Origin of the sequence: Collinsella aerofaciens (assembly GCF_040926185.1) — a bacterium.
Classification (GTDB): Bacteria; Actinomycetota; Coriobacteriia; order Coriobacteriales; family Coriobacteriaceae; genus Collinsella; species Collinsella aerofaciens_BC.
On record NZ_JBCOIQ010000004.1, the window covers coordinates 43,335 to 56,142 of the forward strand.

General features: G+C 58.4%; 11 protein-coding genes. All 11 read left to right on the top strand.

Annotation, left to right across the window (positions count from 1 at the left end):
* The first annotated feature begins 155 nt into the window (after positions 1–155).
* The 11 genes from ileS (at position 156) to AB5750_RS02990 (ending at position 12,794) form a co-directional block, all read left to right on the top strand.
* Positions 156–2,957, top strand: a complete 2,802-nt coding sequence (gene ileS / locus AB5750_RS02940; protein ID WP_438266010.1) for an isoleucine--tRNA ligase — start codon at positions 156–158, stop codon at positions 2,955–2,957.
* Between the two features lie 468 nt (positions 2,958–3,425).
* The gene (lspA, locus tag AB5750_RS02945; RefSeq protein ID WP_343007273.1) at positions 3,426–3,953 is read left to right on the top strand and encodes a signal peptidase II; all 528 of its coding nucleotides are present in this window, start codon (positions 3,426–3,428) and stop codon (positions 3,951–3,953) included.
* Positions 3,953–4,966: an RluA family pseudouridine synthase gene (locus AB5750_RS02950; RefSeq protein ID WP_368145345.1), complete on the top strand. Its 1,014-nt coding sequence runs from the start codon at positions 3,953–3,955 to the stop codon at positions 4,964–4,966. Before lspA ends, AB5750_RS02950 begins: the two co-directional genes overlap by 1 nt.
* 82 nt (positions 4,967–5,048) lie before the next feature.
* Entirely contained in the window at positions 5,049–6,344 is a 1,296-nt protein-coding gene (locus tag AB5750_RS02955; protein ID WP_368145344.1) for a glycosyltransferase family 2 protein, read from the top strand.
* Between the two features lie 81 nt (positions 6,345–6,425).
* On the top strand, positions 6,426–6,848 hold the full coding sequence (locus AB5750_RS02960; RefSeq protein ID WP_195362132.1) for a prepilin peptidase: 423 nt from the start codon (positions 6,426–6,428) through the stop codon (positions 6,846–6,848).
* Positions 6,849–6,879: 31 nt separating this feature from the next.
* On the top strand, positions 6,880–8,127 hold the full coding sequence (locus AB5750_RS02965) for a deoxyguanosinetriphosphate triphosphohydrolase family protein (RefSeq protein WP_368145343.1): 1,248 nt from the start codon (positions 6,880–6,882) through the stop codon (positions 8,125–8,127).
* A gap of 60 nt (positions 8,128–8,187) precedes the next feature.
* Positions 8,188–9,537 carry a replication-associated recombination protein A gene (locus tag AB5750_RS02970; RefSeq protein WP_368145342.1) on the top strand — a complete coding sequence of 450 codons (1,350 nt, stop codon included), beginning with the start codon at positions 8,188–8,190 and terminating at the stop codon, positions 9,535–9,537.
* 100 nt (positions 9,538–9,637) lie between these two features.
* Positions 9,638–10,225 carry a hypothetical protein gene (locus tag AB5750_RS02975; RefSeq protein WP_138374846.1) on the top strand — a complete coding sequence of 196 codons (588 nt, stop codon included), beginning with the start codon at positions 9,638–9,640 and terminating at the stop codon, positions 10,223–10,225.
* Positions 10,218–10,595 carry an ATP-binding protein gene (locus tag AB5750_RS02980; RefSeq protein ID WP_006233993.1) on the top strand — a complete coding sequence of 126 codons (378 nt, stop codon included), beginning with the start codon at positions 10,218–10,220 and terminating at the stop codon, positions 10,593–10,595. Before AB5750_RS02975 ends, AB5750_RS02980 begins: the two co-directional genes overlap by 8 nt.
* 1 nt (position 10,596) lies before the next feature.
* Positions 10,597–11,388: an RNA polymerase sigma factor SigF gene (locus AB5750_RS02985; protein ID WP_022094589.1), complete on the top strand. Its 792-nt coding sequence runs from the start codon at positions 10,597–10,599 to the stop codon at positions 11,386–11,388.
* The gene (locus tag AB5750_RS02990; RefSeq protein WP_368145341.1) at positions 11,385–12,794 is read left to right on the top strand and encodes an AI-2E family transporter; all 1,410 of its coding nucleotides are present in this window, start codon (positions 11,385–11,387) and stop codon (positions 12,792–12,794) included. Before AB5750_RS02985 ends, AB5750_RS02990 begins: the two co-directional genes overlap by 4 nt.
* The last annotated feature ends 14 nt before the right edge of the window (positions 12,795–12,808 follow it).

The window sequence follows — 12,808 nt, forward strand, 5'->3', positions numbered from 1 at the left end:
GCGGCGACGCGGGTGAGGGCATCTAAGCTGGGTGGTTAAGCGAAGAGCTTTGTTCGGGCTGTCTGCCCGTTTTGTGGCGCTTCGTCCCAGCTTGCAGGGACGGGCGCTTTTTGGTGCCCAGAGGGCGTGCGCGCCCACGACAAGAAAGGGGTACCGTGGCAAACGAGTACAAGCAGACGATGAATCTGCCCAAAACCGGATTTCCCATGCGTGCCGGTCTTTCCAAGTCCGAGCCCAAGCGACTCAAGGACTGGCAGGACAACAAGGTCTACGAGCAAGTTCTGAAGAAGAACGAGGGTCACAAGAAGTTCGTGCTGCACGATGGCCCTCCGTACGCTAACGGCCCGATTCACATCGGCCACGCCATGAACAAGATCTCCAAGGACATGATCAACCGTTACTGGATGATGCAGGGCTGCGAAGTTCCCTATGTCCCCGGTTGGGACTGCCACGGTCAGCCGATTGAGCACAAGGTCGAGGAGAAGCTCGGCACCGAGAAGTTCAACCAGACCTCCACGGCTAAGATCCGTGAGCTTTGCAATAAGTTCGCTGTCGAGAACATCGAGCTGCAGAAGGCCGGCTTCCGTCGCCTGGGCGTGCTCGGCGATTGGGACAACCCCTATCTGACGCTCTATCACCAGCATGACGCCGCCGACATCGAGGTTTTCAAGGCCATGTTCGACAAGGGCATGATCTATCGCGGTCACAAGCCCGTTCACTGGTGCAAGCACTGCCATACCGCACTTGCTGAGGCCGAGATTGAGTACTCCGACGAGACGAGCCCGTCCATCTTCGTGCGCTTTGAGATGACCTCCAAGCCCGCCGGCCTCGAGAACTTCGACGGCCCGGTTGACTTCATCATCTGGACGACCACCCCGTGGACCATCCCCTCCGACCAGGCCGTTTCCCTCAAGCCCGGCGCCGCCTACGTCGCCGTTGAGCACGACGGCCGCGCCGAGGTCATGCTCGAGGACCTGGCTTCCAAGTGCTGCGAGGAGTTTGGCTGGGAGTACACCCCGGTTATGGTCGACGGCAAGCCCTATGTGGTTCCCGCCGAGACCTTCCACCACATCCACTACAAGCAGCCGATCTTCGACGGTGTCGAGGGCGTGGCGCTGCTGGCCGATTACGTCGGTGTCGACGACGGTACCGGTATTGTCCACAACTCGCCCGGCCACGGTGTTGACGACTACTTTGCCTGCCTCAAGGAGGGCATCACCGACATCTGCATGCCGGTCGATGACGACGGCAAGTTCTACACCGGTGAGGAGTTTGGCACCGGTGGCCCCTTCAGCGGTATGGACACCGATGAGGCCAACCCACACATCATCGAGTTCCTGCGCGAGCGCGGCACCCTGGTCCTCGAGAAGAAGATCACGCACAGCTATCCGCACTGCTGGCGCTGCAAGCACCCGGTGCTCTTCCGTGCTACCGACCAGTGGTTTGTCTCGATGGACAAGACCGGTTTGCGCGAGCAGGCTGGCAAGGAGGTCCGCGAGAACGTCAAGTGGTATCCGGCCCACGCGGCCAACCGCATCGGTGCCATGGTCGAGCAGCGTCCCGACTGGTGTATCAGCCGTCAGCGCAACTGGGGCGTGCCTATCCCCAGCTTCACCTGCACCGACTGCGGCGAGAAGGTTATGAACGACGCCACGCTCGACGCTGTCATCAAGCTCTTCCACGAGAAGGGCTCTGACGCCTGGTTCACCGACGCTCCCGAGAGCTACCTGGGCGAGGCCTGCGTCTGCCCCAAGTGCGGTGGCCATCACCTCAAGGCCGATAAGGACATCCTCGACGTGTGGTGGGATTCCGGCGTTTCCTGGAAGGCCGTCTGCGAGTACCGTCCCGAGCTGGAGTATCCGGCGGATGTGTACCTCGAAGGCTCCGACCAGCACCGCGGTTGGTTCCAGAGCTCGCTGCTCACCTCGGTGGGCGCCAACGGCCACGCTCCGTACAAGGCGGTTGTCTCGCAGGGCTTCACGCTCGACGGCCAGGGCCGCAAGATGTCCAAGTCGCTCGGCAACGTCATTGACCCCAACAAGGTCTGCGACGAGATGGGCGCCGACATCATCCGTCTGTGGGTTGCATCCGTCGATACCAGCTCCGACGTGTCAATCGACCACGAGATCCTTGCTCGTACGTCCGATGCCTACCGTCGTTTCCGCAACACGCTGCGCTTCCTGCTCTCCGAGCTCGAGGGTCAGTTTGAGCCTGAGACCGACGGCGTCGCCTTTGCCGACCTGCTGCCGCTCGACAAGCTCATGGTTGCCCGCCTGACTCAGGTCCAGGCCGAGGTCGACGACGCCTACGCCAGCTACGAGTTCCCGCGCGCCTACCGTGCGCTCTACGACTTCGTGGTTACCGAGCTCTCCAATGTGTACCTCGACGCCTTGAAGGACCGTTTGTACTGCGAGAAGCCCGGCTCGCTCGGGCGCCGCAGCGCCCAGACCGTGCTTGCCGAGCTCTTCTCGATGCTCATGCGCGACCTGCAGCCGATCCTGTCCTACACGGTCGACGAGGCCATGGCCTATGCGCCCGCCGGCTGCGTCGATCACCAGAAGTACGCCGCGCTGCTCGATTGGTACAAGTCGCCCATTACTGTCGACGAGGCCAATGAGTTTGAGGGCGTGCTCGAGGCTTCGCTCGAGCTCCGTAGCGCCGTGACCAAGGCCCTTGAGGATGCCCGTTCTGCCGGCACCTTCACCAAGAGCCAGCAGGTCCGCGTCAAGGCGGTCGTTCCCGCCGAGATGTATGCGCTGTTGACCGGCGACAAGGCCGTCGACCTGGCCGAGTTCTACATCGTCTCCGATGTTGAGCTGACCCAGGGCGAGGAACTCTCCGTTGCCATTGAAGCTGCCGAGGGCGAGTGCTGCGACCGTTGCTGGAACTACCGCACCACCGTTGGCGAGTACAACGGCCATGCGCATATCTGTAAGCGCTGCGCCGACGCTTTGTAGGTTTCGGCGTTCGTAGAACGCCGAAACCTACCGACGCTGCAAACGCCCCTAAGCGGCAATCTGACGTTCAATCGTCGGTCGCGTACCAAAGTACGCTTCCCTCCTCTTTCACGTCACCTTGCTCGCTTAGAGACGTTTTCGCTGTTGGTGACGGTAATGCGGCGTTTCTATTGTTTAGTTGTTGGGGACGTTCTTAAACGACTAGTCAAACAAGAACGTCCCTAATGACTACCTGTGTCACATTCAAGCGGCATTCTGTTTTTCGGAATGCCGCTTTCGTTTTTAGCTGGTTATTTCGCTAGCGTTGGTGAATATGCTGCGCGTTTGGCGTTTGTCACTATAAGATGATTACTTGCATTAAACGGAATTCGATGTTCTTGAGGGTAGGGGATTGATTTGGGTCGTACTGGGGATATGACGCCGCCTTTGCGTTGGCGGTTGGGTGTTGCTGGTGGGGTGGCGCTCGTTGTGCTGCTTGTTGACCAGCTGACCAAGCTTGCGGTTCGTGCCGTGGGCGACGCATTGCATGTGACCGTCATCCCCGGTGTCATCGACTTTATGTTTGTCCGCAATATCGGTGCTGCCTTTAGCATGGGTGAGGGACATGGCATCGCGTTTGCCGTGCTGGCGTTGGCGGTCATTATCGCTATTGCCGTGTACCTCGTTCGTGCACCCCAGCTCGCCCATCTTGAGGTTGTGGGCATGGCGATGGTTGCGGGCGGTGCTATCGGCAACGCTATCGATCGTTTGGCCTTTGGCTTCGTGACCGATTTTATTGCCACCACCTTCATTGACTTCCCTGTCTTCAATGTGGCCGATATCGGCATTACCTTGGGCGTCGTGCTCGCCCTCTTTGGCTACATGTTCTTGAGCCCCGCTGCCCGTGAGGTCGATGCGACCGCTGAGCTCAACGCCCGTGACGAGGCCCGCGCTAAGCGCAAAGCCCAGCAGCGTGGGGAGCGTGCCCGCAAGATTCGCGAAAGGAATGAACGCTAATGGCCGACATCCATATCCTTGTTGCGGATGATGCCGCTGGTCAGCGTCTTGACGCCTACCTGGGCGCCAATGACGGCTGCCCCACGCGTTCTGCCTGCGCGCATCTGATTGAGGGCGGTGCCGTTTGTGTCAATGGCGAGACCTGCCTGTCTAAAAAGTACGCCGTGCGAGCCGGCGACCGTATTTCGGTCGATTTGCCCGAGCCGCACGATCCCACCGATGTGATTCCCGAGGCCATCCCGCTCGACATTCGCCATGAGGACGACTATCTCATTGTGCTCTCCAAGCAGCGCGGGCTGGTGTGCCATCCCGCCCACGGCCACGAGAGCGGCACGCTTGCGAACGCCTTGGTCTACCACTGCGGTATCGATCATCTTGGTACCGTGCAGGGTGAGGACCGCCCCGGCATCGTGCATCGCCTGGATCGCGATACCTCGGGCCTCATGCTTGCGGCAAAGGACGACGACACGCAACGCGCGCTTCAAAATCTCATTCGCACGCGTACGCTCGACCGCCGCTATATCACGCTTGTCCACGGGCACATCGCCATGGACGAGGGCACCATCAATACCGGTATTGCCCGATCGACGCGCGACCGTGTCAAGATGGCGGTTTCTGACGATCCTTTCGCCCGCCAGGCCATTACGACCTTTAAGGTCCTCGAGCGCTTCGATTCCATGCGTTTTGACGACGGCTATACGCTCGTTGAGTGCCATCTGTTTACCGGTCGCACGCACCAGATTCGCGTGCATATGCGTCATATCAACCACGCCTGCGTGGGCGATCCACTCTACGGCAAGTGCGATGCGCGCGCCGACCAGGGCCTGACCAGGCAGTTCCTTCATTCCTGGCGCGTGGCGTTCGACCATCCCGTGACGGGGGAGCGCATTGAGTGCCGCGACGAGTTGCCGTGGGATCTCGCTGCGGTTCTCGACGATCTGGCTCCGCGCTCGCTCGGTCGCACGGCCGTTGGAGATGAAATCGTTCCGCAGCTCGGTCTTCTCGAAGCCTAGCCAGTATTAGGTGGTTTCTTGAACTCGGTAAGCCTGCGGTAAGATATACGATTGTTTACGTTACGCGTTGCTGGGAGCCTGCATGCTCGCCTTTTTACAAACCAACACACCCATCGTGATCTTCAACCAGATTGTCGTTACGCTGCTCACGGTCTGCTTTCTGTACCAGGTGGTCTTCTTTGTCATTGGCGCTCTTCGTGGCGAGGTCGCGCCTCCCAAGGCCAAAAAACTCCATCGCTATGCCTTTTTTATCGCGGCGCATAATGAGGAGGCCGTGATCGCCAACCTCGTTCGCTCCATCAAGGACCAGGATTATCCGTCCGAGCTCATCGAGGTTTTCGTGGTCGCCGATGCCTGCACCGACAACACGGCGCAGCTCGCGCGCGAGGCCGGTGCTATTGTTTACGAGCGCAATGACCTGGCCCGCAAGGGCAAGAGCTGGGTCATGGACTTTGGCTTCGACCGCATTCTCAACGAGTATCCCGACACGTTTGAGGGCTACTTTATCTTCGATGCCGATAACGTTATCTCCCGCGATTACGTTTCCAAGATGAATGATGCCTTTGACCAGGGCTTCCATGTGGTCACGAGCTATCGCAATTCCAAGAACTTCGGCAGCTCGTGGATCTCGGCTGCTAATGCCACGTGGTATCTACGCGAGGCGCGCTTCCTCAACAACGCGCGTAATATCTGCAAGACGTCCTGCGCTGTTTCGGGTTCGGGCTACCTCATCTCCGCCAGCGTTATCGAGGGCATGCACGGTTGGCAGTTCCACACGCTGACCGAGGACATTCAGTTCACCACGTTCTGCGCCATTCACGGCATTCGCATTGGCTATGCGCCGGCGGAGTTCTTTGACGAACAACCCGTGACGTTTAAGGCGTCCTGGAAACAGCGCATGCGTTGGACCAAGGGCTTCTACCAGGTGTTCTTTACTTACGGTAAGCACCTGGTCAAGTCGATCTTCCGCTACCATCGCTTTGCCGCCTACGACATGTTCATGACGATCGCCCCGGGTATGCTGCTGTCGCTCATCTCGATGCTCGCCAATGCGACGTTCCTGATCGTGGGTGGACTCTCGCACGGCTTTTTGGCTACCGAAGTCGAGATGCAGGCCTGTGCCGCTTCGCTCATTATGACCTTCGCCATGATGTATCTGACTTTCTTTATCCTGGCGCTGCTCACGACTATCTTTGAGTACAAGCACATTCACTGCGCGCAAAAGTGGCGTCTGGTGACTAACCTGTTTACCTTCCCGATCTTTATGTTCAGCTATATCCCCATCACGGTGGCCGCGCTGTTCCTGAAGGTCGACTGGGTGCCGACGCAGCACGCCGTCAACGTTACCCTTGACGAGGTCATGCAAGGCGCCAAATAACCACCACCAAAACCACCGCAAAGGGGACAGGCACCTTTGTGGTGGTTTTTGCTTTTGCGATGCAGCTCGAGGAGGAGTCCGATGGTCTATATCCCGTTTTGGATTTGCATCTTTGCCGGCGTGGCAATTGATGCCCGAGAGCGACGGTTTCCCAATGGGCTTGCCGGCGCATGTGCCGTGGCGGCGTTGGCGGGCGTTTGGCTCGACAGGGGCGTTAACACTGCACTTGATCATGCCGGTCTTGCGGTCATCGTCTACCTTGCCCTTGTGCTTACTGAGTCGCTCTGGCGGCGCCTTCGTCAAGCCCCGGGGATTGGCATGGGGGACGCCAAAGCACTCTTCGCGCTTTGCACGCTCGACCCTATGGGCGGCATCGTGGCATTTGCCGTTTCGCTCCTGGTCCTGGCCCTCTCCTGCCTCTTCACAAAATCACGCTCCCTGCCATTGCTCCCGTTTTTGGTGCCGATTTTTGCCATAATCGAGGTCGTGGGCTGCACTTTGTAACCGATTGCGCATCCTTCTTAAGGAGCATGCCATGGCAACTAATCAAGAAACGGCCGTCATTAAGGCGCGCATGGACCGTATTCCTTCGGCGTTGTCGCCCGAACTGGTCGAGCGCATTGTCGCCGATCGTGCTTCGGGCTATGTCAACCCGTATCGTTGCAACGACGATCAGGTCATTCGTCGTATTGATCGCACTACCGACAAAGGCACGCTTATGCGTCCGGCGTTTATGCGCGATACCGAAAAGATACTTCATCTTCCGGCGTACACCCGTTATGCAGGTAAAACGCAGGTCTTTAGCTTCCGTAGCAATGACGATCTGTCACGCCGCGGTTTGCACGTGCAGCTTGTGTCTCGCATTGCGCGCGATATCGGTCGCGCCCTGGGGCTCAATTGCGATCTGATCGAGGCGATTGGCCTGGGCCACGACTTGGGACACACGCCTTTCGGCCATGTCGGCGAGCGCTTCCTCAACGATATCTATCATGAGCGTACGGGGCGTTATTTTTTCCATAACGTGCAGTCGGTCCGCGTGCTCGACACGCTGTACGGCCGCAACGTGTCGCTCCAGACGCTCGACGGCGTGCTATGCCATAACGGCGAGTACGAGCAGCGTGTGTTTGAGCTCTCGGACATGAGCTCCTTTGACCAGTTTGACCAGACGGTTGAGGATTGCATTGCCACGGGCTATAGCGCAATTGAGCATCTGCGTCCCATGACGCTCGAGGGCTGCGTCGTTCGCATCTCGGATATTCTTGCCTACGTCGGTCGTGACCGTCAGGATGCGATCGCGGCGGGCCTGCTTTCGCCCGACGCTTTTGATGATGGCCGGGGCGGTGCCTACAACAGTTGGATCCTCACGCACGCCTCCATCGATATCGTTGAGCACAGCTATGGCAAGCCGCGTATCGAGATGAGCGAGGACCTGTTTGAGGAAATCCGTCGAGCCAAGCGCGAGAACTACGAGAAGATCTATAGTAAAGGCGGTATCGAAGGCGACTCCGAAGCGGAGCTGCGCGAGGCGTTCGAAAAGCTCTACGACCGTTGCCTGCGGGATCTAAACAGTGGCGACGAGTCCTCTTACATCTTTAAGCACCATATTTCGCGCATTGAGCAGCAGCTTTCCTACTACGATCGCACCTATGCCTGGCAGGTCGACAAGGATCAAGCTGTGGTGGATTATATCGCGAGCATGACGGACGGCTATTTCTGCGAGCTGACGAGTAAGCTGTTCCCGGGTCTAAAGTTTCCGCACCGTACCTATATTAACGAACGGTAGTTCGTATCTTTTCGGTATACTGTTGACGAACAAAGCTTTTGATTGATGCATGGGATGGCTATGGACGACCTTTTTTCTGTCTCGACGCGCGAGCGTTCCTTTAAAAATGCGCCGCTCGCGGTGCGCATGCGTCCCAGTTCGCTCGACGAGTACGTGGGTCAGCAAAAGGCCGTCGGTAAGGGCTCGTGGCTGCGTGCCGCGATCGAGCACGACGTGCTTTCGAGCGTGATTCTGTACGGGCCTGCCGGTACGGGCAAGACGACGCTGGCCCACATTATCGCCAACCATACCAAGAGCGAGTTTGTCGAGGTCAGCGCCGTCACGGGTACCGTGAAGGACCTGCGTCGCGTGATTGATGAGGCCAAGACGCGCCTGAATACGTACGACCGTCGCACCATTCTATTCATCGATGAGATTCACCGCTTCTCTAAGTCGCAGCAGGATGCCCTGCTGCATGCAGTTGAGAACCGTACCGTCATTATGATTGGCGCTACGACGGAGAATCCGTACTTCGAGGTAAACTCGGCGCTGCTCTCACGTGGTCGCGTCGTGGAGCTTGAGCATCTGAAGGATGAGGATATCGCCACGCTTATTGAGCGTGCGCTTGAGGCACCGCAGGGCTTGAACGGTAAGTTCTCGGCCGATGAGGATACGGTCAAGACCATCTGCACGCTGGCAGCGGGTGACGCTCGCTCGGCGCTCACGACGCTCGAGCTTGCGAGCGAGATTGCCGTCACGCGTCCCGACACCGAGGGAACGCCAGCGCCCGCGGCGGGGGAGCGCTATCCCATCACCGTGGATGACGTGAAGATCGCCAACCCGCGTCGCGGCTTTACGTATGACAAAAACGGCGACATGCACTACGACATCATCAGTGCGTTCATCAAGTCCATGCGCGGTAGCGACCCCGATGCCACGATCTATTGGCTCGCGCGCATGATCGATGCTGGGGAGGATCCTAAGTTTATCGCTCGCCGCATTATGATTCACGCTTCTGAGGATGTTGGCAACGCCGACCCGCAGGCGCTTTTGGTGGCGCATGCCGCGTTTAAGTCTGCCGAGGTCATTGGCTATCCCGAGTGCCGCATTAACCTGGCTCAGGCTGCACTATATGTGTGCTTGGCGCCAAAATCCAACGCGTGTGAGGCTTCGATCGATGCGGCGCTGGCCGATATCCACAGCAGCGGGCTTCGCGAGGTGCCGAGTTATCTGCGCGATCGCCATCGCCCGGGCAGCGATGAATACGGTGTATACAAGTATCCACATGATTATCCCGAAGGCTGGGTCGATCAGCGCTATTTGCCCGAGGGGCTGGAGCGTGGCGCGTTCTGGCAGCCTGCGGGTCGCGGCTGGGAAGAGTGGCGCGTAGAGCAAAGCGAACGCGACCGTAGCGGGAATGCACCGAAGTAGCTGCTGATAATTTTGTCCCACGTTGCTGCTCTTGGCATGTTCGGTCCCCTTTGGGGTACCATGAAAATCGTCTGTATTTCGATTCCTCCGGGAGGCTTGTATGAGTCCCATTCAAATCGCCCTGCTGCTGCTCGCCGTTGCCGGCGTGTGGGCCATCGCTGAGCTCGCGCTTACCCTGCGCAAGACCCGCAATGTTGTCGACTCGCTCGATAAGACCGTGAACGACCTCAACAACACCATCGCCGAGGCTCAGCCTGTGGTGGCAAAGCTCGATGGCGCTGTCGATGAGCTTACGCCGGCACTTGCCCAGATGGAGCCGCTGCTTAAGTCGAGCAAGACGGCAGTTGATGCCCTTACCTCCAATCTCGTAGAGGTCGAAGCCGTGGTTCGCGACATTTCTGAGGTCACCGGTAGCATGGCCGAGGCCAGCAATGCTGTGTCGAGCGTGACCGACTCTGCCGCCGGTGCTGTGCAGAAGCTCTTCAATAAGGTGAAGGCTCCTGCAGCCGACGCCGATCGCAAGCTCGCCGCTGCCGCTGCGGAGGCCGAGCAGCCTACCGAGCGCGTCCTAATTGGCGAGGACGAGGCCGCCGCGGGCGACGATGATGGTCAGAAGTCTGTATCCAAGCCGGCTCAGTATTACACCTATACGCCCGCCGAGACCTCTGAGGAGTCCTGCGATGAGTAGCGAAGCAACCTGCCCTATCACGCTGACCGTTGCCGGTGACCCGCGTCTCGCTCGCCTTGTGCGCATGACGGCAGCCAACGTTGGTGCCCTGTGCTCTATGTCTGTCGATCGCATCGAGGACATCCGCATGGCTGCTGAGGAGGCTTTCATCTTTGGTTGCACCGCGGTCGACTGCGATGACATCACCATCAAATTCGATGTCGATGAGACCCACGTTGGCATGACTATTACCTTTGGCGACCAGGCTACGGTCGATGAAGACGACCAGGCTGCGGTGTATGCCGAGCTCATCCTCGCGAGCGTGTGCGACTCCTACGAAAAGACTACGGCGCCCCTGACGCTTTCCCTCGACCTCAAGGCGGATATCTAATATGACCGAACGTTCCCGGAGCGGCAAGACCGCTTGGGACAAGGAGAAAACCCGCGAGCTGTTTCGTCGTTACAAGGAGACCGGTGATCCGGACGCCCGTGAGCAGCTCGTCATGTCCCATATGAACCTGGTAAGGTTTCTTGCCAACAAATTTAAGAATCGCGGCGAGCCGCTCGACGACCTCATGCAGGTCGGCTATCTGGGCTTGCTCAAGGCTATCGACCGTTTTGATCCCGAGCGCGGACTCGAGTTCACGACGTTTGCGACACCCACTATCCTGGGCGAGATCAAACGCCATTTTCGCGACAAGGGCTGGAGTGTGCGCGTACCGCGTCGTCTGCAGGAGCTCTCGGCCAAGGTCAACCAGGCTACTGACAAACTTACCAACGAGCTGCAGCGTTCGCCCAAGGTTGAGGAGATCGCTGAGTATCTAGATGTGACTGTCGATGAGGTGCTGGAGGCCATGGAATCGTCTTCGGCCTATACCTCGGTGCCCATTGAGGCTCCTGGTGCGTCCGATTCCGACGATGCCCCCTCGATTCTCGACCGTTACGCCGACGACGACAACGAGCTCGACTTTACCGATGACCGCCTAGTGATCGAGGAAGCCATCCGTGATTTCTCGCCGCGCGAGCGCGAGGTGATCGAGCTGCGCTTTGTGAAGGGCATGACCCAGATCGAGATCGCCAAGAAGCTGGGTATTTCTCAGGTGCAGGTTTCGCGTCTGCTGCGCCGCACGCTTAAGAAGATTCAGGACAAGATCGACCCCGACGGAGTGATGATTCGTTCATGAGTGAGCACCCCCAACAAACCGATCGCGTGCTGCGCGACACCCGCATTCTGACGCTGCGCATTTGGGCTGTTGTCGGCTGCATTGTTATTGCTGCTGTCATCTTTAACCTTATGGGCATCCTGGCACCGGTTATCGAGTTTCTTGCCGTCGGCTCCATCATTGCTTTTGTGATGTCCCCGATCACCAACTGGCTCGAGCACCATGGTGTGAATCGCGGCGTCGGTTCGCTTATCGCGCTTATTGTTGTTGTTGCCGTGCTCGTCGGTGTCGTTTGCATCTTGTCGCCGATTCTCTTTGGTCAGATCATGGAAGTCCTGAGCCGCCTGCCCGAGCAGCTTCGTGTTGCGGGTGGCGATCTCAATGAGATGATCTCGCATGCCAAGACGCTCAATAACACGCCGCTCAAGGAGTATTTGGACGATAATCTTTCGTCGCTGGTTACCGTGGCATCGAAGTATGTGTCTCAGATCGCTGCCGAGCTTGGCCGCGGTGTGTTCCCGCTCATCACCAATACGGCCTCGCAGTTGTTCGTGATCTTCCTTGGTCTGGTGCTTGCCTACTGGATGGCCTGCGACTACCCTCGCATGCACCACGAGATTTGCACCATCATCGGTCAGGAGAAGGAGACCTCGTACCGCTTTATGGTCGCCATCCTTTCTCGCTCTGTCGGCGGCTACATGCGCGGTATGGTCGTGACGTCCATCTGTGGTGGTTTCCTCGCCTTTATCGGCTTCCTGATCATCGGCCATCCGTATGCGGCGCTCATGGCTATCTTCACTGGCATCATGCATTTGGTTCCGGTCGTCGGTCCTTGGGTGAGCGCAGCAATCGCCACGGTGCTCGGTTTCATGTTCAGCCCCATGTTGGCGTTATGGACGCTCATCGTGACGATGGTGGCCCAAAACGTCACCGATAACGTGATTTCGCCTAAGGTCATGCAGAGCTCGGTGCAGGTGCATCCCATCATGAGCCTCACGGCGCTCGTTATTGGCTCGGCACTCATGGGTCCCATCGGCATGATTATTGCCATCCCGCTGTGTGCGGCCCTCAAGGGTATCTTCGTGTACTATTTTGAGAATGAGACCGGCCGCCAGCTTGTGGCCTATGACGGCGCCGTGTTTAAGGGCACACCGTACCGCGATGCCGATGGCAATCCGGTCGCCGCCTACGACGCGCTCGGCGACGACACTTTCATCTACGAGTCCGAGCTCATCGGCAACGAGACTGCGCCCGAGGCCAAGGCCATGCCCAAGCCCGAGCTCGATAATCCCTGGATCAAGCTCTCGGGTTTGCAACCCGATGCCACGGGCTTCTTCAAGAACCCCTTTGCCAAGGACGATGACTCCAACTCGGACGACGATACCAAAACCGGCATCGACGGCTCCATGGACGATGATGACAACTAGCGGGGTAATTCGGA

Excerpts from the sequence above, each read along its gene's own strand:
- AB5750_RS02950 (WP_368145345.1), top strand. The coding sequence starts at position 3,953 with ATGGCCGACATCCATATCCTTGTTGCGGATGATGCCGCTGGTCAGCGT.
- AB5750_RS02975 (WP_138374846.1), top strand. The coding sequence starts at position 9,638 with ATGAGTCCCATTCAAATCGCCCTGCTGCTGCTCGCCGTTGCCGGCGTG.
- AB5750_RS02965 (WP_368145343.1), top strand. The coding sequence starts at position 6,880 with ATGGCAACTAATCAAGAAACGGCCGTCATTAAGGCGCGCATGGACCGT.
- AB5750_RS02980 (WP_006233993.1), top strand. The coding sequence starts at position 10,218 with ATGAGTAGCGAAGCAACCTGCCCTATCACGCTGACCGTTGCCGGTGAC.
- AB5750_RS02990 (WP_368145341.1), top strand. The coding sequence starts at position 11,385 with ATGAGTGAGCACCCCCAACAAACCGATCGCGTGCTGCGCGACACCCGC.
- AB5750_RS02960 (WP_195362132.1), top strand. The coding sequence starts at position 6,426 with ATGGTCTATATCCCGTTTTGGATTTGCATCTTTGCCGGCGTGGCAATT.
- AB5750_RS02985 (WP_022094589.1), top strand. The coding sequence starts at position 10,597 with ATGACCGAACGTTCCCGGAGCGGCAAGACCGCTTGGGACAAGGAGAAA.
- AB5750_RS02970 (WP_368145342.1), top strand. The coding sequence starts at position 8,188 with ATGGACGACCTTTTTTCTGTCTCGACGCGCGAGCGTTCCTTTAAAAAT.
- AB5750_RS02955 (WP_368145344.1), top strand. The coding sequence starts at position 5,049 with ATGCTCGCCTTTTTACAAACCAACACACCCATCGTGATCTTCAACCAG.